Source organism: Patiriisocius sp. 208BN25-11, from assembly GCF_058147145.1.
The window spans coordinates 13,847-39,322 of record NZ_JBYVJY010000014.1; the positions used below are offsets into that span (position 1 = coordinate 13,847).

The window sequence follows — 25,476 nt, forward strand, 5'->3', positions numbered from 1 at the left end:
CTTACTTAAGCTCAACCTCTGCTCCAGCTTCTTCTAATTGAGCTTTAAGAGCCTCAGCTTCGTCTTTAGCAACACCTTCTTTAATTGGAGATGGAGCGTTATCAACTAACTCTTTTGCATCTTTAAGACCAGCACCAGTTAATTCTTTTACCAGTTTTACAACTGCTAATTTAGAACCACCTGCAGCAGTAAGGATAACATCAAATTCTGTTTTTTCCTCACCAGCGTCTCCACCAGCAGCAGCACCACCAGCAGCAACAGCTACAGCTGCAGCAGCAGGCTCGATACCGTACTCATCTTTTAATATAGTAGCTAATTCATTAACCTCTTTTACGGTTAAGTTAACTAATTGTTCTGCGAATTCTTTTAAATCTGCCATTTTCTATCGTTTTTAAAAATTGTAATTTATTATTTGTAATTTAATTAGTGCAATATGTTGCTTATCCTTCTCTTTCAGAAAGTGTTTTAACAAGGCCTGAAAGTGTGTTTCCACCACTCTTAAGAGCAGAGATAACATTCTTAGCAGGAGATTGTAATAACCCGATGATATCACCGATAACTTCTTCTTTAGATTTGATGTTCACTAGGTTATCTAGTTGATCGTCTCCAATGTAGACAGCTTCTTCGATATATGCTCCTTTAAGTACAGGCTTTTCAGATTTTTTTCTGAATTCCTTAATTACTTTAGCAGGTGCATTTCCTGTTTCTGAAAATAATAAAGATGTGTTTCCTTTTAAAGTTGATGGTAATTCACCAAAATCTTTATCAGAACTCTCCATTGCTTTTGCAAGCAATGTGTTTTTAACTACAGCCAACTTCACACCTGCTTTAAAGCAAGCACGACGAAGGTTTGACGTTGATCCTGCGTCCAATCCAGAAATATCTGCTAAATAAATAGTAGTATTCTCTGTAAGCTGAGCAGTTAACGTTTCAATTACTTGTGATTTTTCTTGTCTTGTCATAAGTCTGTGTTTTGCTACTCTGCGAAGTTTTTAGTATCGATTTCGATACTTGGACTCATTGTGCTGGACATGAATATACTTTTAATATACACTCCCTTAGCCGCTTGAGGCTTCAGTTTTACCAACGTAGTTAATAATTCTCTTGCGTTTCCTGCAATTTTTTCTGCATCAAAAGATGCTTTCCCTATTGCTGCGTGAATAATACCAGTCTTCTCAACTTTAAAGTCAATCTTACCACCTTTCACATCTTGAACCGCTTTAGCAACGTCCATTGTTACTGTACCAGTTTTTGGGTTTGGCATAAGACCACGAGGTCCTAACACACGACCTAAAGGTCCTAACTTACCCATTACACTTGGCATCGTTACAATTACGTCAACATCTGTCCAACCTCCTTTAATTTTATCGAGGTACTCATCTAATCCAACAAAGTCTGCTCCGGCAGCTGTAGCTTCAGCTTCCTTATCTGGAGTAACCAAGGCTAATACCTTCACATTCTTACCTGTACCGTGTGGTAAGGTTACAACACCTCTTACCATTTGGTTAGCTTTACGTGGGTCTACATTAAGACGCACAGCTAAGTCCACAGATGGGTCGAAGTTTGTGTTGGAGATTTCTTTTATTAAAGCTGAAGCTTCTGCAACAGAGTAGGTTTTAGCCTCCACTTTCGCAGTATTCACTTTTTGCTTTTTAGTTAATCTTGCCATTTTATAGATTCTTTTTTATTAAAAAGGTGCAGCACCTTTTGTTTTAATTCCCATTGAACGCGCTGTACCAGCTACCATTTTCATAGCAGACTCTACAGTAAACGCATTTAAATCGGGCATTTTGTCTTCTGCAATCACTCGAATTTGATCCCAAGTAATAGTTCCTACCTTCTTAACGTGAGGCTCTCCAGATCCTTTTTTGACCTTGATAGCTTCAAGAATTTGTACTGCAGCTGGAGGAGTTTTAATTACAAAGTCGAAAGACTTGTCCTTATAAACTGTAATCGCAACTGGCAATACTTTTCCTTGCTTATCTTGTGTTCTAGCATTAAACTGCTTACAGAACTCCATGATGTTCACACCGGCAGCACCTAAAGCGGGTCCAACTGGTGGTGACGGGTTAGCCGCACCTCCACGAACTTGCAATTTTACTACTTTACTGACTTCTTTTGCCATTTTTTAAATTTAAAATTTGTCGATTTTACCTTAAGTGGAAGCCTGAGATAAAATCTATAATATAGCGTGTAACAATTATATTTTCTCTACTTGCATATAGCTTAGTTCTAGTGGCGTTTTTCTTCCGAAAATTTTAACCATCACTTCTAGCTTACGCTTTTCTTCATTGATTTTCTCAACAGTTCCATTGAACCCGTTGAAAGGACCATCAACAACCTTTACTGTTTCACCGATAGTGTAAGGAATATTTACATTTTCATCTTTCACAGAAAGCTCATCGACTTTCCCTAGCATTCTATTCACTTCACTTTGTCTTAATGGTACTGGATCTCCTCCTTTAACTTCACCTAAGAAACCAATAACACCATTAATTGATCTTATAATATGTGGTATTTCTCCAGCAAGACTTGCTTGCACCATGATATAACCAGGAAAATAAACACGTTCTTTGTTTGTTTTCTTTCCATTACGGATTTGTATCACTTTCTCAGTTGGAACCAAAACTTGTTCTATGTAATCTTGAAGATTTAAACGAGTAATCTCAGACTCGATATAGGCCTTAATTTTGTTTTCTTGTCCACTTACTGAACGAACAACATACCACTTTTTTGTACTTTTTGTATCGGTCATGCTTATTATTTAATTAACTCAAAGTAATAAGATATAACTTTACTAAACACACTATCAACACCCCAAACCGCTAAAGCTAATACTACAGAAAATGCAGCAACAATAACTGTAAGACGTTGTGCCTCGTTCCAAGGTGTCCACGTTACGTGATTCTTTAATTCGTTATACGACTCTTTTATATAGTTTACCATCGTTGTGGGTATTTATGTTTTCTTTTTCTGAAATTTTAAAATTTCAGAGCCTATGCACGGGTTGAGAGACTTACTTCGACTCTGCACTTAACAGCGCAACGCTCAGCATAAACTTCTCGTATCGAGATACACAGTTATATTAAATTGCACGGGTTGAGAGACTCGAACTCACGACACCTGGTTTTGGAGACCAGTGCTCTACCAACTGAGCTAAACCCGTAGGATATTGCTCCAAAAGAGCTAAACCCGTTATAAAAGTCAAGGCGTCCCGAAAAACGGAACACCTTTACCTTTATTTATTATTGACTAGTGTTTAGTCTAAAATTTCAGTTACCTGACCTGCACCTACAGTTCTACCACCTTCACGGATAGCGAAACGTAGACCAACGCTCATTGCAATTGGAGAGATCAAATCAACGTGGATTGTCAAGTTATCACCAGGCATTACCATTTCAACTCCATCAGGAAGAGAAATGTTTCCTGTTACATCAGTTGTACGTACGTAGAACTGTGGACGGTAGTTATTGTGGAATGGAGTGTGACGTCCACCTTCTTCTTTTTTCAATACATACACCTCAGCTTTGAACTTAGCGTGTGGGGTTACTGATCCTGGCTTAACGATTACCATACCTCTAGAGATTTGAGTTTTCTCAATACCTCTTAATAAGATACCAGCGTTATCTCCAGCCTCACCTCTATCAAGGATCTGACGGAACATTTCAATACCAGTAATTGTAGAAGTTAATTTCTCAGCTCCCATACCAATGATCTCAACAGGATCTCCAGTGTTAGCGATACCAGTTTCGATACGACCTGTTGCTACAGTTCCACGACCAGTAATAGAGAATACATCCTCGATTGGCATTAGGAAGTCTTTATCAACTTCTCTTAATGGCTCCTCAATCCAAGTATCAACAGCTTCCATTAAAGATAATACTGTATCAACCCATTTTTGCTCACCGTTTAATGCTCCTAATGCAGAACCAGCGATTACAGGTCCGTTATCACCGTCATACTCGTAGAAAGACAAAAGATCTCTGATCTCCATCTCAACTAATTCAAGTAATTCCTCATCATCAACCATATCTACTTTATTCATAAATACAACAATACGTGGAATACCTACCTGACGTCCTAAAAGGATGTGCTCACGTGTTTGTGGCATTGGACCATCTGTTGCAGCAACAACTAAGATAGCTCCGTCCATCTGTGCAGCACCCGTTACCATGTTCTTTACATAATCGGCGTGACCTGGACAGTCAACGTGTGCGTAGTGACGGTTAGCCGTCGCGTACTCAACGTGTGAAGAGTTAATTGTGATACCACGCTCTTTTTCTTCAGGAGCGTTATCAATTTGATCAAAAGCCGAAGCTTCAGAATATCCAGCGTCAGCTAATACCTTTGTAATAGCAGCTGTTAATGTTGTTTTACCGTGATCTACGTGTCCAATAGTACCTACATTTAAGTGTGGTTTCGAACGATCATATGTTGCCTTTGCCATTTTGTATTTATTTAAACTTAGTTATATATTAGTGTTCAATTGTAATTCTGTATTCTTTGAGCCAATGACGAGTCCCGATAGTTATCGGGATGAACTCACCGATCTCAACGGAAATAAAACGAACAAGAAATATACAACCTTGCTCAAATTACTCATTATTTCAATTTCTTTGAGCCAATGACGAGAATTGAACTCGTGACCTCTTCCTTACCAAGGAAACGCTCTACCCCTGAGCTACACCGGCTTTTAATTGCTGGTTTTACGACTGACCGTTAAAAGCCAAACAAAACTCAAAAGATTTTCTTGTTATTTTAAGATGAAACGCCTTTAAACAACAATATCCTCACATAACTGCAAGGATGAAAATAGAGCGGGAGACCAGGTTCGAACTGGCGACATTCAGCTTGGAAGGCTGACGCTCTACCAACTGAGCTACTCCCGCTTTTAAAGAGAAATACTAGGATTTCTCAAGCCTTCAAATTCTAAAAAAATATAAATGCTTTTGGTAATTTTCGTGCAAATATACTAAAGTTTTACAGTATTAAAAATTGTGGGGAGAGCAGGATTCGAACCTGCGAAGACATAGTCAGCAGATTTACAGTCTGCCCTCGTTGGCCGCTTGAGTATCTCCCCTAAAGTTTAATACTTTGAACAATGTTCAAAATTTGAAATTCAATATTTTAAAGAACTAGTTTCAAAAAGACCTTCTTCAAGTGTTTCTACCTACAACATAGAAACTAAACTTTTCAAAATTTAAGAGCCGATGGAGGGACTCGAACCCACGACCTGCTGATTACAAATCAGCTGCTCTAGCCAGCTGAGCTACATCGGCTTTTGTGTTTTTTTATGTTGAAAAAATCCCCACAAAAAAGCCCGCTATTTCTAACGGATTGCAAATGTATAGATTTAATTTTTTCTACAAAACAAATTGCTAAAAAAATTATTTAATTATTCGCAATAATTCCGGGCGCAAAAATATTCAAATCATACATATGCGCAAAGCTTTTTTGAAAAAAAATTCGAGAAGTTTACAAAGCCCGGTATAAGTGGCTTATTTTGAATTTCTTGGGTGTGAATTTTTATATACTTCTTTTAATGTTGCAATATTATTATGAGTATACACCTGTGTAGAAGCCAGGCTGGCATGCCCCAATAATTCTTTCACAGCATTGAGTTCTGCTCCTTGGTTTAACAAATGTGTCGCAAAGGAGTGCCTTAGAATGTGCGGACTCTTTTTTACTTTTAAAGAAGTTTCAGAAAAATACTGCGTAATCACTCTATAGACCAAGGTTTCATATATAGGTTTCCCTTTTTTGGTGAGTAATAAAATTTCCGAAGCATGTATGGCAGTAAGTTCACTTCGGAAATGTTTGTATCTCAAAATCGTTACAAGCACCGAGGGTAATAAAGGAATGATTCTTTCTTTATTTCGTTTCCCTAAGACCTTAATGGTTTTTTGTATTTCAGAAATATCCGAAATCTTTAATCCTATAAGCTCTGCCCTACGCATGCCTGTGCTGTAAAACAACTCGACAATGAGCTTGTTGCGCACACTTTCAAAATCGTTTGCATCCTGAAACAGCTCGAGCACATCTTCAACCTCTGTTTCTGAAAAAGGAATCTGCACTTTTTTAGCCGTCTTTAATGCCTTATGCTTTGCCAAAGGTGTTTCGGTAATTTGTCCTGTTTTTAGCAAAAACTTATAATAGGTCTTTAGCGAAGAAACTTTTCTATTTATACTATTGTTTGAAATCTTAGTATCTACCAAACTTACAATCCAACTACGCACCATGCTATAATTAACAGCTGCTAAAGATTTGAGCTCATACTCATTGGCTACAAATTCGAAGAAACGCTCTAAGTCTTTGGTATAAGCAGTCACTGTATGCTGAGAATATTTTTTCTCAAGCAAGAGGTAATCTGTAAAAGGTTTGAAGGGCATTCGTTATATGTTATTGGGTTTATTGGGTTATTGGGTGAGGTTTATAAAAAACAACATCAACTTGCAAAGGCTTTTTAAAAATAAGCAATAAAAAAACCGCTAACAAATATGCTAGCGGTTTTGAATATCTATCAGAACACAATACTAAATTTCTTCTGCATCTCTAAGTCCTTGAATGTATTGAGCTTTTTGAATCTCTTTTCTTCTCACAACCGATGGCTTTGAGAATGCCTGACGAGAACGTAACTGACGCATAGTTCCTGTACGATCAAACTTACGCTTGAAACGCTTTAGCGCTCTGTCTATATTTTCTCCGTCTTTTACTGGTATAATTAACATAGTTCCATAACCTCCTCTCTATTGGGCTGCAAAGATACGCAGTTTTTTTTATTACAAAATATTATTTTGAAATTTTATTCTGAAATATTAAAAACCGTTACCTATTGCTTAAACAAACCTGCTCTTCTACTCAAGTCACGAATAAGCTTGTCTTCTTCTTTACTCTCTAATAGTACATTATAGTTTTCCCAGAACTCAGGGTTATAAGGTCTTGGAGAAAAGATATCTTCACTCCATTGTTTGGAACGTTCTTCAGCAATGATCTCTTTGTCTCTAATAATCTCCGTAAAAACAATTTCTTGCACCGTATTGTAATAAAACTCTGATTTGTCCTGTGTTGGATTCCCTTCTTTGTCTACTTGGTCTGAAGAACGGTCTCCTGCATTTACTAACTTTGGTGTTTCATAGTAAATATACTTTGGATACATTCTTCCTTCATACTCCATATAGGTCATCACCAATTTATGATTCAACAAAGTACCAAACAAACTTTTGCTTCGCTTCTTCTGATTGTCTGCTGCCGCAACGAGTTGATACTCCACCTTTTTTATCGCCCAAGAATCCCAATCTATATAGATCCAACCTTTGGCTTCAAAACCTTCGTTATAGATATCTGGTGTATTTAAGCCAACAAAGTCTGAACCCTTTAAAATTTCAACTTTGTATAATTTTTTTTCATTTTCAACTAGTACGGTGTCAAGTTTAAACTGATGGCCTTCTAACACATCTTTTCCAAACAAGGCATTACTAGCATTGGCATTTCTCACCAAATTAATTTTTCCTCTAAATAGATTATCCAATCCGTTGACACGCTCATCATTCCAGCGAATGGCTTTTATTAAGGAAGCTGTAGAAATAGTATCTCTACGTAAATTGTTTTTACGCAATTTTTTATTACGTGTTCTTTTCTTAAGATATGAAGTGTAGGCAAACAAACTATCCACATCTCTTAAATCGTAACTTTTACGGGTTTCATCTACATTAATTTTAAGGGTTTTCTTAGAACCAGCATCATAACTTCCATCATATAAAGTAATAGCACTTTCAACTAACCATTTATACTCTGTGGAGTTTCGTTCTTTATGTCTCAAAAATCCTTTTTGAATGTAGGCACTATCGGGCAGTGTTTCTGGCAATTCTTCAATAGCACGAAGTACAATATCATTACCCGTTTTTGGCCTTGTTTCTGCCACCAATAATATTTCATCTAAAGAAGCAATGTCCTCCTCCAGAAAGATATCCATACTCCCATCAAATTCATCTACTACCGACTTAAAACTCTTGTACCCAATAGACGAAACTACTAAGGTATCTTTGGCATGTTTTTGAGGTACACTTAGCAAAAACCTTCCGTCTTTGTTAGAGATGGTACCAATAGTAGTATTAGCTATATACACACTTGCACTTTCTATGGGCGCAAAAGTGCCAAAATCTACAATCTTGTTTTTAATTTCTATTTGAGCAGATGCACTTGCGGCAAACAAGCACAAAAAGATTATAAAGGAAAAGTTACGTAGGTTCATATGATTTGGAATCTGTTATTATTAAATTCAGGGGCTTACCCTGAAGCATTCATATTTCGAATAAAAATAGGCATTCTCTGTAAAACAAAAAATCTTGGCATTTCTATAGTAACGCCAAGATTTCAAGTTCATTATATTTCTTATGTTAGGTGGCTGGTTTGTAATTCACACCATCAATCACCATCTTAGAAATTATTTCTCTAAGGATCTCTGAGGTTCCGCCTCCTATAGGTCCTAGTCTGCTATCGCGCAAGTTTCGTGCCAACGGATATTCTTCCATATAACCATAGCCTCCTAAAAGTTGTACGCAGTCGTATGCAACTTGATCTGCAATTTTGGTAGATAGCAATTTAGACATGGTTGCTTCTTTTACTACATACTCTCCATCGTCTAGTCTTTTTGCGGTTACATAGTTAAATGTTTTTGCCATTTCAACTTCACTAGACAAATCTGCAACTTTGTGACGCAGGGCCTGAAATTTTGAAATAGGCTTTCCAAAAGCAGTTCGTTCTTTCATGTAGGCGATAGCGTATTCTAATGCCCATTCGCTCCTTGCATGCGCGTTAACCCCCATGATCAATCGCTCTAATGCAAAATGCTGCATGATATACGGGAAGCCCATATTTTCTTCACCCATTAAACTATCTGCAGGTATGGTTACATTATCAAAAGCAATCTCTGCAGTATCGCTTGCTCTCCATCCTAATTTGTCTAATTTGGTAGCAGTAATCCCAGGAACATCTCTATCCATCACAAAAATGCTAATTCCTTTATTTCCTAATTCAGGAGCTGTTTTCGCCGCAACTACTAAATAATCACTATACACCCCATTGGTAATGAAGGTCTTAGAACCATTAATAATGTAATTATCTCCATCTTTAACAGCAGTGGTACGCATCCCTCCTACATCACTTCCACCAAAAGGTTCTGTGATACAAAGACAACCAATTTTCTCACCGGTTACACTTGGGACTAAGTATTTTTGTTTTTGGGCTTCATTTGCTTCTTTGTTAAGGTGGGTCATGGCTAAATATTCATGCGCCCACATAGCAGCAGCAAAACCTCCACTATTTATTTTTTGTAATTCTTCAATAAAGATGATGGTATAGAAAATATCTAGATCCATCCCGCCATAGGCTTCTGGGGTTGCTAAACCAAAATAGCCCATCTCTCCAAACTTCTCCCAGATAAAACGATCTATCCTTCCAGTTTCTTCCCATTTTTCTATATGTGGAACGACTTCTTTTTTCAAGAAATCTTGAAAACTCTTTCTAAAAAACTCGTGCTCTTCTGTAAAGTATAAATTCATCTGTATTGCGAAATATTAATTATTGCAGGGTTAAATTATCAAAAATAAAATTAGAAGTCCTAATTTTTAATGATTTTTAATCTATATACAAATATAACTCAATTTGAGCATATCTACTCGCGGTCATTCCTTCTATTTTTTGGAGCGATGTTAGTGATGAAATTGTATCGTGCAAGACTCTAAATTCCCATATCTCTTTGGCTAAATCAAATGACACTCCTGGGATGGTGGCTATGTCTGATGCAGAAGCTTGATTTATTGCAATCTTATCAATTTGCTTTGGGGTTTTTACAGTAAATCGATGCAGTACTCTTTGCACTACCGAGTCGTTTAAACCCCAAATGCTCAACAGTTGCTTGTCGGCTGTAAATCCTCCTAGCTTATCCCTATACGCCACAATCCTTTTACTTAGCGCAGGACCAATGCCGTAGATTTTTTGTAATTCTAGTTCGGTTGCTAGGTTTAAATCTGTTTTTTTATCGTAGGATAATGCTACTTCCTTTTTATCCCGAAATGTTCTTTTCGCCCCGAAAGCTTTCGGTGTCGACTTCGTAACCCACTCTGGAAACTTAAACAAAGGTTGTATGATTGCTAATAAACTATCTGAAACTTGAGTGACACGTTTAAAATCTGCAGCACTATTAATCCATTGATTTTTGCTTCGGAAATTGGAGAGCCTGTCATATTCTCTAGGAGACATCCCAAGCGTGTAAGCTTTGTAATCGGTAATAAAATTAGGATTAAAAGGATATACTTTTGGTTTCTTCTTTTCGATTTCGATACGGCGTAAGGAATCTAACACAGACTGATGTGCTAAAATTTCCGAAGAAGAAATATCAAACACCCTAATGGGTTTGGGTTTATAAAATTTCAGAAAAAACAATAAACCAACAAGCAGGATGCATAAAAGCAAAATCCCACTTCGCTGTTGGTTGTCAAACTCGAAATGGGATTTAAAATTTCGCATAACAATCCAGTATTAAAAACTGGGGAGTTATACATATATATTTGCTATTATCTAGCTTTTGTTAGCCTTGATAGCCTCTCTGTATTTTACAACTTCTTCTTTTACTCTTGGTAATAATAACGACACACCAATTAAGTTAGGTACCGCCATGGCAAAGATCATCGCATCTGAGAAATCTGTTACAGCTCCTAGGCTGATAGAAGCTCCTAACACTGTAAACAAGCAGAAAACGATTTTGTACGTAATTACATTTCTTTCAGATCTTCCGAAAAGGAATAACCACGATTGTAGTCCATAGTAAGACCAAGAAATCATGGTTGAGAATGCAAATAAAATCACCGCACCAGTAAGTACATACGGGAACCATGGAATTGCAGAAGCAAATGCATCACTCGTAAGTTGTACTCCATTTGCAGCACCAGCATCTAGGTAATTACCTGTAATTACAATTACTAAAGCTGTGATAGTACATACTACTACCGTATCGATAAATGGCTCTAGCAAGGCTACAATACCTTCACTAGCAGGATACTTTGTTTTTACAGCAGAGTGTGCAATGGCAGCCGAACCAACACCTGCTTCGTTAGAAAACGCTGCACGTCTAAATCCTTGTACCAAAACACCAACAAATCCACCGGCAACTCCCATAGGAGCAAAAGCACCGTTCCAGATTTTACCGAAGGCTGGCCCTATTTCTGAGAAGTTCATTCCTATCACTACAAATGCAGCTAATAGGTAAATCCCTACCATAAATGGCACTACTTTTTCTGTTACAGAAGCAATACGTTTTAATCCTCCAATAATTACAAACCCTACAAATAAGGCCATGATAATACCAAAAATTAATCCTGAAGAACCTCCTGTGAATCCTGCAGTATCATTAAAGATGATTGCCGCTTGGTTAGATTGGAACATGTTTCCACCACCAAAAGAACCACCAATACAGAAGATGGCAAATAAAACCGCTAGCACTTTTCCTAATCCTGCAGCTCCTTTTTCACTCAATCCTTTCTTTAAATAATACATCGGACCACCAAATACAGTTCCGTCTGCATCTACATCTCTGTACTTTACCCCTAGGGTACACTCAGCAAATTTTGAAGTCATCCCTAACAATCCAGCAATGATCATCCATAAGGTTGCACCTGGTCCACCAATGGTGATTGCAATAGCAACACCGGCAATGTTTCCAAGACCTACTGTTCCAGAAAGTGCCGCTGTTAATGCTTGAAAGTGAGACACTTCTCCTTCTTCACCCTCAATTCTAATAGTTTCTGGGATATCATCTCCTGGTGTTAGATCACCTTTTAAAGCGCCTGCTTCTACGTGATCTATATCATCATACTTTCCTCTAACTACATTTATAGCAGTCGCAAAACCTCTTATATTTATAAACTTAAAATAAATGGTAAAGAAGGTTGCAAAACCAAGTAGCATGATTACTACCCAAGGAATTCCTACTTCATCTGTAATTGGTATTTGTGCAAAAATGGCTTGAACAAACCATCCTGTGGCATTTCCAAATTTTTCATTAATCACCTCATCAATCCCTTGTTCTTGGGCTTCTTGAGCAAATAATAAAATGGGAGATAGTACTGTAAATAGTGAGAGAAGAAATTTCTTCATAATAGTTGTTAAGATTAGTTTACATTTTCAGCAAAGCAAGATGCTAAAAAATTACCCGAAAGTCAAGAAAATGAACGTTAAATTGTAAACGAAGTATTAAACACCATACAACTTCTTAAGGCTTTCTATCTGTGTAGGGCGACCTATAAGTATTAATTTAGAATCTTTTTCTAAGGTCATTGTTGCCTCAGGATTCACGATATATTCTCCCGAAGGCGATTTATAACCAATAACAGAACAGCCTGTTTTTTGTCGGATATCTAAATCAATAATAGCTTGTTCTTGACCCGACGGACACACTTTCTCAAACGGAATTTGCTCTACATTAATACTATCTTTCTCACCAGAAACCGATAAATTATCTAAAAACTCAACCAAATCTGGCACAACGACTAAAGAGGCCATGTGATCGCCCCCTATTTTTTCTGGGAGTATGACATTATCTGCTCCTGCTAACTTTAGTTTCTTATAGCTTGTCTCTTCTGTGGCGCGGCTAATAATCTTAAGATTTGGATTCATTTGCCTAGCGGTAAGTACGATAAACAAATTATCTGCATCGCTAGGCAGCGCACAAATCAAGGTACTTGCTCTTTCTACACCCGCTTCTTGCAATACCTCATCATCACTTGCATTACCTTCTACAAACAAAATATCTTCGATGTATTTATCGACCACTTCATGATCTTTTTCTATGACCACAAAAGGCTTGTTATAATCTACTAATTTCTCGACGGCTTGTTTTCCGTTTCTACCGTAGCCACAAACAATAACATGCTCTTTCATACTATCAATTATTTTATGAATTCTCTTTTCTCTTAAATTTCCAATATTGTTTTTACTCAACATATATTCTGTAATGACAGAAATAGCATAGGCTACTATAAAAATACTAGACAATATTAAAATAGAGGTGAAAAATTTATCACCATCATCTAGTGGCATTACTTCTCCATACCCAACGGTAGTAATGGTAATTACCGTCATATAAAAAGCATCTACCCAGGAATAGTCTGAAATAAACTTATAGCCCAATACACCTGCCATAAAAACAGCAAGCAAGAGCAACACAGCTACATATATTTTAGACTGAAAAAGCTTTCTCATAAATCGAATACCGAAGATCTTTTACTGTACACTAAATCTTTAAGTCGTAGCCAAAAAGCTAAGGTTAGGTAGATGGCAAACCAAACACCCAATGTAGCAAACGAAACATAAATAAAAAACAAGCGCACACTTTTGGCGCGCATTCCTAAGCGGTCTGCTAGTCTTGAACACACATAATACCCGTGTCGTTCAAAATAATGCCGTACGTTATAGACCCATTGTAACATACCTGCAAGTTAGGAATTTTTTTACTGAAACTTTAGGTGCTATTTACATTCATTTCTCTACTAATTATCTTCTTAAAAAATCATTTCCAATAGCACATTGCATGCACTTTAATGTAGCACAATAGTTTTTATTGAGTTGCAACAAAGCTTGACTTTCAAAAGCATTTGACGCAACTTTTTTGAGGGTATTAAATTTTTTGATAATGGTATTATTTTCTTTGGCTAAAGAACGAGCCATTGTAATGAGTTGCTCTGTTGTATCTTCTTGCATATATCGTGCATATAAAAACTTCATGGGTATGATAGTATTGATAAGCAACAAATCAACAAAGGCTTTGCTTAAGGTTCTTTTGTATGAGGCTGCAGTAACGCCAAAGCTATAATGCGTTTCCCAATAAGGCAGCGCCGAAATTTTAAACAAATCATATAATTGCGTTACAGAAGTTACTTCCATCACGCTCGAAAACAAATGCCTTCGTTCTGAATACAAATTTGCTAATTGTGATAAACGTATTGTTGGAAAATTATGAGGTCGCAATCTAAAATATTTTGGTGCAATCACACCATCATTTGTTACACCATGCTTTTGAATTAAATAGGTATAATTTTGCTGTTGTTGTAATTGGTAAACATCTTTTGCTTCCTTGTCTAGAAACCCTGCCTGACCTAACAACAAAGCCTCTAGCTGTTCTGGATCACATCTGTATTTTTGAACCAAAGTAAAAGGAACAGATTGCGCAATGCTTAAAAAGGAAGCTCCATTTACGGCAAGTCCAAAACTTTTGGCGAGCATTTCAAAAAACACTGCTTCCCAGTCATTTTGCAATGCTTTTAATCTTTCTGAAATGTGAGTGCTCTTTTGTTCTAAACGTTCAATATACAATCGTTCTAACCAGCTTGTGAGCGTCATGGAAGACACTTGAGGAAAATAATCCTCGCAGGGTATCCATTTGGATTTTTGAGCTACTAACGCCTGGTAGTTTTCTAACATTTCCGATGCAATAAAATCCCGCAATACTAAGGTAGGGATCTGAACCCCATTTGCTCTGTAAATCTCGGCATCGTGTTGCCATACTATATGTAAAATTACATTGTCATAGGCTTTGTCTTTTTCGTGGTTGTGGATATACCAATCGCTCGCGTTTACATGAATTTCTATGGTCCCAGCCCATTTCTGATTTCCAATAATGAGCTGCCCGTTAAAGAAATCTGGGCCCGCATTGTAATTATGCTGACCTACTTGTAGTACTTGAATGGGAACTCCTGTGCTTGTAGTTAATTGTTGTGTATGTAGCTTTTGAAACTTCCACACATAGTGTAAAAAATCTTCGTTCATCTAAGATGGTGATGCGCGATAACTGGAGAGAAGTTTAAAAGTAGTGATTTTTTTGTTAAGTGTAAAAAGGGTGACGGGTGACCGATGACGGGTGACCGAAGTCGAATGTCGAATGTCGAAAATTTAAAAAGATACTTCTAAACGCCTAAGCTTTTAAACATATCAACTCTTTTCAAAAACTACGCTTCGACTCCCGAAGCTTCGGGACAGGGTGACAATGAGAATTCATAAAAAAGAGATGAACCAATGTTGTTATTTTGAGCCTTTCGAAGACCTTAGTAACTCAATATCGAATAACGAATATCGAAATTTAAAAAAACCAAATAACAACCCCAGTCTATCAGCGACTCGTACTTCGAAGCTTTAGCGAAGGAGTAAGCGGTCTAACCTCTATAAGTAAGCAACGCGAACGATCTATCAGCCGAAGGCGGTCTAGTCCAAATACCCCATTTCTTTCATCCACTCATCGTTGTACATTTTACCTACGTACCTACTTCCGTGATCGTGGAATAATACAACAACAACATCATCTTCGTTAAAATGTTCTTTTAATTGGTGCAATCCTTTCATGGCTGCTCCAGCTGAGTTTCCTAGGAACATCCCTTCTGTTTTCGATAATTTTTGGGTCCAAACGGCTGCGTCTTTATCGGTTACTTTGGTAAAACCATCGATGATACTAAAGTCAACATTTTCTGGCAAGATGTCTTCTCCTATTCCTTCAGTAACGTAGGGATAGATTTCCTTCTCATCAAAGATACCTGTTTCATGGTATTTTTTAAAGACACTACCGTAGGTGTCAATTCCCCATACTTTTACATTTGGGTTTTGTTCTTTTAAGTATTTTCCAACACCACTAATGGTACCACCAGTTCCTACACCTACTACAAAGTGTGTTACTTTGCCATCGGTTTGTTTCCAGATTTCTGGTCCGGTGCTTTGGTAATGCGCTTTGGCGTTACTCGGATTGTCATACTGGTTAACATACCAGCTATTGTCTGTTTCTTCTGCTAAGCGTTTTGAAGTAGAGTAATACGATCTTGGATCGTCTGGTGCTACATCTGTTGGACATACCACAACTTCACTTCCTACCGCACGTAGAATATCAATTTTCTCCTTACTTTGTTTATCACTTATCACGCAGACCATTTTATACCCTTTAACAATGGCCGCAAGCGCTAAGCCCATTCCAGTGTTTCCAGAAGTTCCCTCTATAATGGTCCCACCAGGCTGCAGACGTCCGTCGGCTTCGGCATCTTCAATCATTTGCAAGGCCATACGATCTTTTACCGAGTTGCCTGGGTTAAACGTTTCATATTTGGCAAGCACCAATCCTGGAATATCCTCAGCTAGTTTGTTGATCTTTACCATAGGGGTATTTCCAATAGTACCCAATATATTTTCTGCGTAGTCCATAACGTGTTGTAAATGTGTAAAATTTCAGAATGCAAAGGTACATCCTTCTTATGGATTTGAGAAGTGCTATTCTTAGGTTTTATTCAAACCGAATCGCCTTCACAGGAGAGATCTTAGAAATGATATAACTGGGAATTAATAAAATCAAAAAACACAAGACCAAGGTCCCAATGTTTAGGGCTAGAATATAAGTCCAATGCAAATATACTGGCGCTTGGTCTACATAATAGGTATCTGGGTCTAGTGGAAATAGATTAAACTGATCTTGTGCCACCAGCAAACCAATACCAATCAAATTTCCCCAAAACAGTCCAACCGCCACCAAATACATAGCGTTGTAAATAAAAATTTTACGCACACTCCAATCGTTACTCCCCATGGCCTTTAAAATTCCAATCATCTTGGTGCGTTCAAGAATTAAAACCAATAAAGCTGTAATCATGTTAAATCCAGCCACGACAATCATCATCACAATAATAAGCGCCACATTAAAATCGAATAAATCCAACCACTCAAAAATAGAGTAAAAGCGTCCGCGAATGGTTTGGGTATCGAGCATGCTCCCAATATTTTCATACACTTCATTATTGGTTGCATCGATGGCGTCAAAATCGTTTACAAATAATTCAAAAGCACCAATCTCATCAGGCTCCCATTTGTTGAGGCGTTGTATGTGTCTAATATCACTAATAATAAACTGCGCATCAAATTGTTGAAAACCGCTATTGTACAAGCCAACAATAAAAAATTTACGAATACGTGGTGGTTTACTGCTGTTTTCATTAAAGAAATATGCCAAGGCAGTATCTCCTAATTGCAGGCCTAGTCTGTTTGCGAGGTATTCTGAAATAAGCACCTCATTACTCATTGCTTTTGCACCATAATCTGGCAGCACGCCTTGTGTTAAGAAATCTTCAAAATAGGTCCAGTTATAATCTTGCCCGACGCCTTTTACTATAATTCCTTCAAAATCTATTTCGGTACGCAACACGGCACCCTTAGATGCCGTTATTTGTATGTGACTTACATTTTCTGAAAGATTAAAATCTGGATAGAAGTCCTGTTCCATCGAAATAGGAACCTGGGAGTCATCTGAGTTATTGGTGTCGAAATTGGTGATAATTAAATCTCCATTAAAGGCAGAGACTTTTTCTTTGATCTTTTTTTGGAGTCCAACACTCGTCGCAATGGCTATTAACATGGTAATAATCCCTAGCGCAATTGCTACGATAGCAATTTTTATTATTGGTGCCGAAATACTACTTTTATAGTCTTTATTGGCAGCAATACGGCGAGCGATAAAATATTCAAAATTCATTGGACCTATGGGCGTATCTTTTTTCAAAAATATAGTATTTATAACGATTATCGGATTCTTTTCTTGTGGAAGTCCGAGTACAAGTAAAAATCAAGGTTTTGCAGATAGCATTGTTATAAATGATACCCTTAACATTTCAGAAGCAAAAAAGAGAAAAGAAAAAAGAGAAAAGAAAAAAGAAAATGAAATGGGACGAACTATTGATAGCCTTAATGAAACAGGTATTAAGATAGGAGCCAATCAAATTTCAAAGTATTATAAGTTACTTCTAAACAAAAAAGTAGGAATTGTAGCAAATCAGACTTCAATAGTAAACGATACATTAACAGGCTCTATTTATAACCCAATAAATCCTGCTGAAGGAGTTATTGTAGAAGATATCCATCTAGTAGATTTTTTAATTTCTCGTGAAACTAATGTCACCAAAGTATTCGCCCCAGAGCACGGTTTTAGAGGGAAGGCAGATGCAGGCGAAATGATTAAAGATGGCGTAGATTTAAAAACGGGAATCCCTATTATTTCATTACACGGGAAACATAAAAAACCTTCTGTTGAGCATTTAAAAGATATTGATGTCATGGTATTTGACATTCAAGATGTGGGAGCTCGCTTTTACACCTATATCTCTTCGTTGCATTATGTGATGGAGGCTTGTGCAGAAAACAATATTCCGCTGATTGTACTAGACAGACCCAATCCCAACGGACATTACATCGACGGACCTATTTTAGAAACCAAGCACACTAGCTTTGTTGGGAAGCACACCATCCCTGTGGTGCATGGAATGACCATTGGCGAATATGCACAAATGATTAATGGAGAAGGCTGGCTCGACAACAAAGTGCAATGTGACCTTACAGTAATTGCCATGAAAAATTACACGCACAAAACACCTTATTCGCTTCCTATAAAACCCTCCCCCAATTTACCCAATGATGTAGCGATTAACCTCTACCCTAGCCTTTGTTTCTTTGAAGGTACTTTTATTAGTGCGGGTCGCGGTACAGAGCAGCAATTCCAAATATTTGGCGCTCCGAGTTTACCATCAGACAAATATTCATATAGCTTTACGCCGCAAGCCAATGAGGGTGCCAAATATCCTAAATTTAAAGGGGAACAATGCAATGGATTAGACCTCAGCAAGGCAAAAGCCCAAAACAGTATTAACCTAAGTTGGCTTTTAGATGCCTATAACACTGTAGAAGATAAAAAATCATTCTTCATCCCATTCTTCGCTACCTTGGCTGGGACCGATACACTTCAAAAACAAATCGAACAAGGAATGAGTGAGGAAGATATTAAAGCAAGTTGGCAAAAAGGACTTCAAAAATTTGATGCCATGAGACAGCCGTATCTTATCTATGAGTAAAATTCAAATAAACGATTTTATTTTTGAATCAATTTTTCGATTTCTGATTGCGTATACTTTTCAGTTGCAATTATTTCTGAAACCATTAACATAAGAATTTCTTTTTTCTCACCACTTGTACTTTTAATATTTTGATAAAGGTAATCAGAAATTTTATCTTGTTTGTACTCTAGATTTTTTTTTGATTCATCTAATTCTGAATATAAATACAACTTATCAAATTCAATGAGTTCTATCCTAGAATTTGCAACAGCCTTCCATGAAATGTTTTTTATTTTAGGTGAATAAATACCTCCAACCTTTCTAATAATTTCAAATATTGATACATTTTCATTATTTAAATAGAAATTTAAACTGTCTAAAAGTTTTTGTTGTTTTGGAATGTTTTCTTTGAAATCTAAATCACTTTCCTTTAGCTCTTTTTGAATAGATTTATAGATTTGATTTAGATACTTTTTGTCTTTTCGTTCTTCATTCCAGTTATTAATTAGCAATGCAATTAAAATTCCTAGAATTACCGGTATTACATCTTTTAATATTTGCTTCATAATAAAAAATCTTTTTTTAGCTAATCTCTACCATTAAACTTATACTTCTTCCCTTTTGGGTTTGTTCCAACATCAATACGCTTTTGCATGGCTTCTACAATGTTAAAAGCAGCAGGACAAATGGCAGTATTTTTTAAAGTGATCTCGCTTATTTTATGGAAATTTCTTCGGTTGGTATGTGGGTATTCCTGGCAGGCTTTAGGGCGCACGTCATAAATAGTACAACTATTATCATTTTCATCCAAGAAAGTACAAGGAGCAAATTTTAGTACATGAAAATTATCTTCATCTACTTCTAAATAGGTCTCTATAAAGCGCTGCTCTTTTATTCTGAAATGTTTGGCAATCCTAAAGATGTCCTTTTCCGTAAAAATGGGACTGGTCGTTTTACAACAGTTGGCACAAGTAAGACAATCAGTTTTTTCAAACTCCTCTTCATGAAGTTCGGCCATGATGGTGTCAAGATGCTTTGGAGTGCGCTTCTTAATTTTTGCAAAGAACTTTTTATGCTCTTTATGTTTATCTTTGGCCTTTTTAGGGAGTTCTCTTAATATATCGTCCATTTCCATAGCAGCAAAAGTACGAAATAAAAAAAGCAGCCATTGCAATTGAATTCTAAATAAGAAGATATTCAATTATAGCATTCACCTTCAGGTTATATTCAAAATGAAAAAAGACATCTTAGGCAGCGCCTTACTTGATTATCACAATAACAACTATACCGAAGACATCATCACTGCTACCAATATTAGTGAAGAAGATGAAATGCCGCTGCCCTATTTATTTCGGAGCTTTCAGGAAATGCCCGGGATTGAACAAAGGGCTTTACAGCTCGCAAGTGGAAAGGTGTTAGATATTGGCTGTGGCGCAGGGAGCCACGCTTTATATTTACAAGAAAAAGGACTAGAGGTTATTGCCATGGATATTTCCGAAGGTGCTATTAAAGTTACCCAACAAAGAGGCGTGAAAAATGTTAGGCAAACTGAATTACTGGCATTTGAGGGAGAAAAATTTGACACCCTGCTGCTCCTCATGAACGGAACGGGTATTTTTGGCATCCTGCAAAATATAGGGTTATACCTGCAACATATTAAAACGCTATTGACTCCTATGGGTCAGATTTTAATAGACTCAAGCGACTTACGCTATATGTATGATCAAGAGAAAATTTCAAAAACCGATACACAAAGCGCTATTTGGGTGCCCGCAGATCGGTACTATGGCGAGTTAGATTTCACCATGTCTTATAAAGGAGAAACTAGTGAGGCCTTTCCTTGGTTGTACCTAGACGAAACTTTATTTGAAACCGCAGCCATTGCCAACGGATTCGACTTTGAGGTTATAACCAGAGGAGACAATTTCGACTATTTAGCAAAACTTACTATTGCGGAGAATAGCCTTTAGCAATAAGGTTATTCATAGCCGCATTAAACAGATCTCTACTCCAGTATTCTGAAACTTGAGAAATATCGGTAGTAAGCTCTACTTTAACACCGTCCAACTTTGTTGCAACAGGAGATTTATAAAACTCTCCAACGGCAAGACGCTGTTCTCTATTCAATCCTTCAGGATCTAAACGCATCTGAACACCCGCATCTGAACTATAAAAATCATTTAATAGGGTAATATCATCTTGTGTAAAATGCTTGCGATATACAGAAGCAAACATTCGTATGACTTGGTCTACAGATTTTGATTTGTCATTTTTAAGCGCATCCCACTCTGTTTGCGGAACATCTGCATTTGCAAATTGCTGTTTAAGAACACCTATCATTTCATCATAAACACCATTGTACTGGGTTACTGTTCCGTTTGTTGTCAAATATGAAATGACTTCTTGTTGAAAACCATTTTGTGCGTTCATAGAAAAACAAATGGTTAAAAAGAGCGTTAAAAAGTTGAAACGTATTTTCATAATGCGATTAAAAAGTTATGTTTGCTAAAATACAAATTTAATACCATGATTCGCTTTTATAAAAAATTAACCCTTATTCTACTTTTAGTTTTCGTTGCCATGTCTTGTAAAAACGATGACGGAGGCAATAGTCAAGACCCAAAAGCAGAAAACAGAAAAGCATTGGGCCTATCTGCAGAAGACTTATTGAGCGATGACACATACAAAAGCATGACGGTAGAACTTGTATATTCTCCAGCATACAAACCCACGCAAGAAGCATTAGATGCTTTTAGAGTTTTTATTAATGAGCGTGTCAATAAACCCGACGGCATTTCATTTATCGAAACAGTGATTGCCGATCAAAACGGTCCTTTCTCTATTTCTCAGATTAGAAACATAGAAAATGAGCAAAGAACTCAGTATACAGAAGGCGATAATATTGCCGTGTACGTTTACTTTGCTAGTGGAAACTCTAATAGCGACACCAGCACAACCCTTACACTAGGAAGTGCTTATCAAAATACTTCTATTGTTATTTATGAACGTACTTTACAAGAGGTTACCAATAATGTACAAGATGTACTAAGTCGTCTAGAGTCTACTACATTACACCATGAATTTGGACACATTTTTGGATTGGTAAATATCCAAAACGATGATATTCATCCTGGATCAGATCATGAAGACCTTGACCACCCAAAGCATTGTATTGTAGAAGACTGCTTGATGTATTTTGAAGCTCAAAACATTACAAGATCAAGATTGTCTAGAGATATGCAACGTCTTTCAAGATTGGCAGATGTTCCTGGTTTTGATGCTAATCTATGCATTCAAGATCTGCAGGCAAAAGGGGGGAAATAAACCCTATTTAGTTTTCTTCGGAAATTTTAGAGCGATCAAACACTTTCGCTCCATTGATAAATGTAGCTACTGTTTTTACATTTGGAATACTGTCCTCATGTATTTCCATGATGTCTTTTTCTAGGACTGTAAAGTCCGCAAATTTACCTACTTCGATACTTCCTTTTTCGACCTCTTCGAAGTTAGCGTATGCTGCCCAAAGTGTCATACCCTTTAACGTTTCAGCTCTGCTTAAACCTTCTTCTATTCTATAACCACCTTCTGGGTATTGTTTTAGATCTTTTCTAGCTACAGCCGCATAAAAAGTATGCATCGGATTGACGCGTTCTACTGGAAAATCGGTTCCCAAAGCAATGATACCAGCATTATTCAATAATGTTTTGTAAGCATAAGCACCTTTGATACGTTCTTCGCCTACACGATCTTCTGCCCAGTACATATCGCTGGTAGCATAAGTAGGTTGTATAGACGGAATGATATTCCTCGAAAAGTTTTTAAAATCTGAAGGCGTTACCACCTGTGCATGTTCAATTCTCCAACGGGCATCTTTCTCACCTTCCAGTGCTTTTGAATACGCTCTTATGGTCGCAATGTTTGCAGAATCTCCAATGGCATGAGTGTTCATTTGATATCCTGCTGCTTTGATTCTTGCTGCCAAAGCATCTAGTGCATTGGCATCGGTGATCATGGCACCAAAATGGTTATGCTTATCACTATACGGACTTCGTAAAGCCGCTCCTCTACTCCCCAATGCTCCATCGGCATAGACTTTTACAGAACGTACATGAAGCCTATCTGTTTTAATAATCCCCTTAGGTAAGAAGTAGTCTAAATCTTTTGGCGTATTGCTTACCATAGCATACACGCGCAATGAAAGTTCATTCGCTTCCTGTAATTCTTTAATGGCTTCGATTACTTTTATAGATAATCCAGCATCGTCTAAGGTCGTTAAACCATACGACAAGCATACTTGCTCTGCCTCTTTTAAATTACTCTTTATAGTTTCTATTGAAGGTTCTGGAACGGTGGCGTAAACCAAACTCATCGGTGTATCAATAAGAACGCCCGTCATTTTTCCATCTTCTAAGACCACCTCTCCTCCTGGTATTTTGGTTTCTGTTGTAATTCCGGCCATTTCAAGTGCCTTGCTATTGGCCACCATAGCATGTCCATCTACTCGAGTAAGTGCTACCGGAGTTTGAGGAAACAAAGCATCTAGCATTTCATTGGTAGGAAATTCTTGTACATCCCAATCGTTTTGATCCCAACCACGACCTAAAATAAAGTCTAAGTCTTTTTCTTTCTGAAATGTTACTGTTTTGGTCACCACATCTTCAAAACTAGTGGTGCCTACCAAATCAACCTGCTGCATAGTTCTTCCTAAATTGTATAAATGTGCATGTGCATCGATGAGTCCAGGTACAATTGTTTTTCCTTGTGCATCGAAAGTAGTGGCTACCTTGTACTTTAGTTCAAGCTCAGGTTTTTTACCTATCTCCAAAATCTTCCCGTCTTTCACCACAAAAGCAGAGGCAACATCAAAGGTTTCGTTTACGGTGTAGATGGTTGCATTTTTAACCAATAAGTCTGCTGAAATTTTATCGGGTGCACAAGCGGTTAAAAAAACAAATAAGGTGATGTATGAGAGTAGTTTCATGAAGATATAGCTTTGAAGTAAAAATAGGAATGTTTTGTGAAAATACTATTTGAACATCAAAACAAAAACCCAAAAAAGTATCGAAATACAATTTTGGGTTTTAAATAACATTTCAAAACAACTACTCTACAATAAGTTTCTGCGTAGTTGTTTCATTAACCGTGATAAAGTAAACACCTTTTGTTAAAGCAGATACATCTAATGAAACTAGCTGTTCATTTTCTTGCCTTTCTATAAGCAACTTTCCAAAAACATCATACACAGATATGGCAATAGCATCTTGATTAGGCACTTTTATAGTAACCCTATCTGAAGCCGGATTAGGATATATGGAAACTGATAGCGCATTTACTTCAGGCACAGCAAGACTACTATCTCTAATAAGTAACATACCGGGCACATAATTAGGATCATTAAAGCGTAATGTAGTTACTAACAAGGTACCACTTTCAAAATAAGGGTACACATTCCAAGCACCACTATATCCTGCTCCATTTCCAGAAGGATCAACATCAAAAAAACCAGTTTCTACAAAGTTTTCATTTTCAATATCACTAATATCTATGGTACGAATACCCGCAGTATAGTTTGCCAAATAATAGGTATCGCCTTTGACGTAGCCATTATGGTCTGTTGCAGCAGTGGGGCCCTCATATTGAAAATGTAATTCTGGATTATCTAAATCTTGAAAATCAAATACGATGGTACGGGTATTGAAACCAATATTAATTTCATCTATTTCGTCTCCTAATAAAAAATAACGATGATCTTCTGTAAACCATCCTTGGTGTGTATATACCGTACTTGGATAGGTAGCTGTCGAAATAGCTACTGGATTTGATTTATCTGTAATGTCTACAATAGAAATAAACTCCTCATTACTACCAATATAAATTTCTCTATCTGTATAGTCTTCATCTGGACCACTGTACGTAATTACTTGTCCATCGTGACTATAGTCATCTGTAGCAAAACCACCTGCAGCGACAGGATTTAAAGGATCTGAAATATCTACAAAATGCGGCCCCCCATTAAAAGTGCTTGATCCTACTCCATAAGCATATCCTGACGCTTCATTAATTACAACATTATGTGCACTCCCAAAACCATCATAATGAGCATCTTCTGTAAAGTTTACTGGAGGATTAGAAACATTGCGCAATCTAGTAAGATCAAAAACTTGCATTCCATGATCGAAGGCTTCACTCACAATAAAAGCATAATTATTATAGGTTTTTATATCTCTCCATACACTTGACCCCGTGTGCGTGTCTAATCTTCCTAAGTAGATTGGATTCACAGGATCGTCAATATTTAAAAAGGCTGTACCATCATTCAATCCAACCAAAGCATACTCTGAGCCAGATTCTGGGTCTGTCCAACCCCATGAGTCGTTTGCATTACTAGAACCAAATTCTGAGGCAGTCCTTTCAAAAAGAAGATCAAATCCGTCACATTCATAAGGACCAGCCATACCATTTTCACAAGGGGTTTGTGCAAATGTGCTGAGTATTGGAAAGATAAAAAGGAGATGCAGTAGTTTTTTCATTGCAATAGAATTCTTTTAGGGCAATATCATCATTATTCTATCAA

Annotated in this window: 26 protein-coding genes and 5 tRNA genes; 3 read left to right on the top strand and 28 right to left on the bottom strand. The window is 37.2% G+C overall.

The features are described 5' to 3' along the window. Position 1 precedes the first annotated feature (1 nt). From rplL to ACY2RS_RS13765, 23 genes are all read right to left on the bottom strand, one after another. Positions 2-379: a 50S ribosomal protein L7/L12 gene (rplL, locus tag ACY2RS_RS13655; RefSeq protein WP_490099228.1), complete on the bottom strand. Its 378-nt coding sequence runs from the start codon at positions 377-379 to the stop codon at positions 2-4. 61 nt (positions 380-440) lie between these two features. Next, complete coding sequence (gene rplJ / locus ACY2RS_RS13660; RefSeq protein WP_490099229.1) at positions 441-962, bottom strand: 50S ribosomal protein L10; 522 nt, start codon at positions 960-962, stop codon at positions 441-443. 14 nt (positions 963-976) lie between these two features. Next, positions 977-1,669, bottom strand: coding sequence for a 50S ribosomal protein L1 (gene rplA / locus ACY2RS_RS13665; protein ID WP_490099230.1), 693 nt, complete (start codon positions 1,667-1,669; stop codon positions 977-979). An 18-nt stretch (positions 1,670-1,687) separates the two neighbouring features. After that, positions 1,688-2,125, bottom strand: a complete 438-nt coding sequence (gene rplK, locus ACY2RS_RS13670) for a 50S ribosomal protein L11 (protein WP_490099231.1) — start codon at positions 2,123-2,125, stop codon at positions 1,688-1,690. 75 nt (positions 2,126-2,200) lie between these two features. Then, the gene (gene nusG, locus ACY2RS_RS13675) at positions 2,201-2,755 is read right to left on the bottom strand and encodes a transcription termination/antitermination protein NusG (protein ID WP_490099232.1); all 555 of its coding nucleotides are present in this window, start codon (positions 2,753-2,755) and stop codon (positions 2,201-2,203) included. Positions 2,756-2,760: 5 nt separating this feature from the next. Beyond that, the gene (secE, locus tag ACY2RS_RS13680; RefSeq protein WP_490099233.1) at positions 2,761-2,946 is read right to left on the bottom strand and encodes a preprotein translocase subunit SecE; all 186 of its coding nucleotides are present in this window, start codon (positions 2,944-2,946) and stop codon (positions 2,761-2,763) included. 147 nt (positions 2,947-3,093) lie between these two features. After that, positions 3,094-3,166, bottom strand: a tRNA-Trp gene (locus tag ACY2RS_RS13685). A 93-nt stretch (positions 3,167-3,259) separates the two neighbouring features. After that, positions 3,260-4,447, bottom strand: a complete 1,188-nt coding sequence (tuf, locus tag ACY2RS_RS13690) for an elongation factor Tu (RefSeq protein ID WP_490099234.1) — start codon at positions 4,445-4,447, stop codon at positions 3,260-3,262. Between the two features lie 172 nt (positions 4,448-4,619). Beyond that, positions 4,620-4,691 (bottom strand) — tRNA-Thr (locus tag ACY2RS_RS13695). A 125-nt stretch (positions 4,692-4,816) separates the two neighbouring features. Beyond that, a tRNA-Gly gene (locus ACY2RS_RS13700) sits at positions 4,817-4,889 on the bottom strand. Positions 4,890-4,998: 109 nt separating this feature from the next. Then, positions 4,999-5,080: transfer RNA gene (locus ACY2RS_RS13705), tRNA-Tyr, on the bottom strand. 125 nt (positions 5,081-5,205) lie between these two features. Beyond that, positions 5,206-5,279: transfer RNA gene (locus ACY2RS_RS13710), tRNA-Thr, on the bottom strand. A 219-nt stretch (positions 5,280-5,498) separates the two neighbouring features. Next, positions 5,499-6,389 (bottom strand): tyrosine-type recombinase/integrase, encoded by an 891-nt coding sequence (locus ACY2RS_RS13715; RefSeq protein WP_490099235.1) that lies wholly within the window; start codon positions 6,387-6,389, stop codon positions 5,499-5,501. 144 nt (positions 6,390-6,533) lie between these two features. Next, positions 6,534-6,728, bottom strand: coding sequence for a 30S ribosomal protein S21 (gene rpsU / locus ACY2RS_RS13720; protein WP_490099236.1), 195 nt, complete (start codon positions 6,726-6,728; stop codon positions 6,534-6,536). Positions 6,729-6,829: 101 nt separating this feature from the next. Next, positions 6,830-8,251 carry a carboxypeptidase-like regulatory domain-containing protein gene (locus tag ACY2RS_RS13725; protein ID WP_490099237.1) on the bottom strand — a complete coding sequence of 474 codons (1,422 nt, stop codon included), beginning with the start codon at positions 8,249-8,251 and terminating at the stop codon, positions 6,830-6,832. A 145-nt stretch (positions 8,252-8,396) separates the two neighbouring features. Further along, positions 8,397-9,560, bottom strand: a complete 1,164-nt coding sequence (locus tag ACY2RS_RS13730) for an acyl-CoA dehydrogenase family protein (protein ID WP_490099238.1) — start codon at positions 9,558-9,560, stop codon at positions 8,397-8,399. A 76-nt stretch (positions 9,561-9,636) separates the two neighbouring features. Next, on the bottom strand, positions 9,637-10,404 hold the full coding sequence (locus tag ACY2RS_RS13735) for a ComEA family DNA-binding protein (protein ID WP_490099239.1): 768 nt from the start codon (positions 10,402-10,404) through the stop codon (positions 9,637-9,639). Between the two features lie 174 nt (positions 10,405-10,578). Then, on the bottom strand, positions 10,579-12,153 hold the full coding sequence (locus ACY2RS_RS13740) for an alanine/glycine:cation symporter family protein (RefSeq protein WP_490099240.1): 1,575 nt from the start codon (positions 12,151-12,153) through the stop codon (positions 10,579-10,581). A 96-nt stretch (positions 12,154-12,249) separates the two neighbouring features. Continuing rightward, positions 12,250-13,257 carry a potassium channel family protein gene (locus ACY2RS_RS13745; protein ID WP_490099241.1) on the bottom strand — a complete coding sequence of 336 codons (1,008 nt, stop codon included), beginning with the start codon at positions 13,255-13,257 and terminating at the stop codon, positions 12,250-12,252. After that, the gene (locus tag ACY2RS_RS13750) at positions 13,254-13,484 is read right to left on the bottom strand and encodes a PspC domain-containing protein (protein WP_490099242.1); all 231 of its coding nucleotides are present in this window, start codon (positions 13,482-13,484) and stop codon (positions 13,254-13,256) included. Before ACY2RS_RS13750 ends, ACY2RS_RS13745 begins: the two co-directional genes overlap by 4 nt. Before the next feature lie 64 nt (positions 13,485-13,548). After that, positions 13,549-14,820, bottom strand: coding sequence for a DUF2851 family protein (locus ACY2RS_RS13755; protein WP_490099243.1), 1,272 nt, complete (start codon positions 14,818-14,820; stop codon positions 13,549-13,551). Between the two features lie 432 nt (positions 14,821-15,252). Continuing rightward, a complete protein-coding gene (locus ACY2RS_RS13760) occupies positions 15,253-16,233 on the bottom strand; it encodes a PLP-dependent cysteine synthase family protein (RefSeq protein ID WP_490099244.1) in 981 nt (326 codons plus the stop codon). Positions 16,234-16,312: 79 nt separating this feature from the next. Next, positions 16,313-17,551: an ABC transporter permease gene (locus ACY2RS_RS13765; RefSeq protein ID WP_490099280.1), complete on the bottom strand. Its 1,239-nt coding sequence runs from the start codon at positions 17,549-17,551 to the stop codon at positions 16,313-16,315. A gap of 7 nt (positions 17,552-17,558) precedes the next feature. Here ACY2RS_RS13765 and ACY2RS_RS13770 point away from each other — a divergent pair, with 7 nt between their 5' ends. Continuing rightward, complete coding sequence (locus tag ACY2RS_RS13770) at positions 17,559-18,920, top strand: exo-beta-N-acetylmuramidase NamZ family protein (protein WP_490099245.1); 1,362 nt, start codon at positions 17,559-17,561, stop codon at positions 18,918-18,920. 17 nt (positions 18,921-18,937) lie between these two features. On the opposite strand, the gene ACY2RS_RS13775 is transcribed toward ACY2RS_RS13770, so the two are convergent. Both ACY2RS_RS13775 and ACY2RS_RS13780 read right to left on the bottom strand, forming a co-directional pair. Further along, positions 18,938-19,468 carry a hypothetical protein gene (locus ACY2RS_RS13775; protein ID WP_490099246.1) on the bottom strand — a complete coding sequence of 177 codons (531 nt, stop codon included), beginning with the start codon at positions 19,466-19,468 and terminating at the stop codon, positions 18,938-18,940. A gap of 20 nt (positions 19,469-19,488) precedes the next feature. Continuing rightward, positions 19,489-20,031, bottom strand: a complete 543-nt coding sequence (locus ACY2RS_RS13780; RefSeq protein ID WP_490099281.1) for a YkgJ family cysteine cluster protein — start codon at positions 20,029-20,031, stop codon at positions 19,489-19,491. 103 nt (positions 20,032-20,134) lie between these two features. Between ACY2RS_RS13780 and ACY2RS_RS13785 the strand changes: the two genes are divergently transcribed. Continuing rightward, complete coding sequence (locus ACY2RS_RS13785) at positions 20,135-20,872, top strand: class I SAM-dependent methyltransferase (protein WP_490099247.1); 738 nt, start codon at positions 20,135-20,137, stop codon at positions 20,870-20,872. Here ACY2RS_RS13785 and ACY2RS_RS13790 read toward each other — a convergent pair. Next, a complete protein-coding gene (locus tag ACY2RS_RS13790) occupies positions 20,850-21,383 on the bottom strand; it encodes a DUF2059 domain-containing protein (protein ID WP_490099248.1) in 534 nt (177 codons plus the stop codon). The two genes, ACY2RS_RS13785 and ACY2RS_RS13790, sit on opposite strands and share 23 nt — an antisense overlap. 21 nt (positions 21,384-21,404) lie before the next feature. On the opposite strand from ACY2RS_RS13790, the gene ACY2RS_RS13795 reads away from it, so the two are divergent. Continuing rightward, positions 21,405-22,226: a hypothetical protein gene (locus tag ACY2RS_RS13795; protein WP_490099249.1), complete on the top strand. Its 822-nt coding sequence runs from the start codon at positions 21,405-21,407 to the stop codon at positions 22,224-22,226. Between the two features lie 7 nt (positions 22,227-22,233). On the opposite strand, the gene ACY2RS_RS13800 is transcribed toward ACY2RS_RS13795, so the two are convergent. Further along, on the bottom strand, positions 22,234-23,883 hold the full coding sequence (locus ACY2RS_RS13800) for an amidohydrolase (protein WP_490099250.1): 1,650 nt from the start codon (positions 23,881-23,883) through the stop codon (positions 22,234-22,236). A gap of 121 nt (positions 23,884-24,004) precedes the next feature. Beyond that, positions 24,005-25,432, bottom strand: a complete 1,428-nt coding sequence (locus tag ACY2RS_RS13805) for a choice-of-anchor B family protein (protein WP_490099251.1) — start codon at positions 25,430-25,432, stop codon at positions 24,005-24,007. Positions 25,433-25,476: the final 44 nt, after the last annotated feature.